This is a genomic window from Lamprobacter sp. (genome assembly GCF_034860625.1).
Classification (GTDB): domain Bacteria; phylum Pseudomonadota; class Gammaproteobacteria; order Chromatiales; family Chromatiaceae; genus Lamprobacter.
On record NZ_JAYESN010000744.1, the window covers coordinates 1 to 544 of the forward strand.

A 544-nucleotide genomic window follows, 5' to 3' on the forward strand; every position below is an offset into this window, starting at 1 on the left:
GACGAGACGCTGGTAGACGCGCTCGACCGCGTCGAGCTGTTGTGCCCAATCGGTGCCGGAATGCGGCCAGGTGAGCATCACCGCGGCTTGCGGCTCCCATTCGGCGATCAGGCGGCGCTTGGAGTTGATGTCTTGCATGAGGCAGTTGCTTTGGAGGGTGTCAAAAAAAGCCCGCAGGAGGTGACTCCAGCGGGCTCGTTGATCAGCGCTGACAGCGCTGAACGGTTCAGAAGGTGATTCAGAAAGCGACCGTCACCCTGTTGGAGCAGGTCGATGTGTCGGTTTCGCAGACCTGGTAGACAAAGGTGCCGCCGCCATTGCCGAGCCCATCGTCAAAGTAGAGGCCCCCAGAGATGCCGGTGGCAATCGAAACGCCATCGCGAAGGATGTCGACCACGACGACGCTGTCATTCCAGCTCAAATCGACGAGCAGTTGACCGCGGACCTTTTGACCTGAGGCGCTCAGTTCCAGCTGCTCGGCCGCGACCAGCGAGGTTTCTGTAGCAACATTCGACCAGGCCGAATAGCCAGCACCATTGAAGGC

2 protein-coding genes are annotated in these 544 nt (G+C 60.1%); both read right to left on the bottom strand.

Annotated elements, in window-relative coordinates; translation table 11 throughout:
- A partial coding sequence (locus tag VBE63_RS31095; RefSeq protein WP_323686794.1) for an agmatine deiminase family protein occupies nucleotides 1-138 on the bottom strand: 138 nt, incomplete at its 3' end.
- Between the two features lie 100 nt (nucleotides 139-238).
- Nucleotides 239-544 (bottom strand): hypothetical protein (locus VBE63_RS31100; RefSeq protein WP_323686793.1); only part of this gene is annotated, 306 nt, incomplete at its 5' end.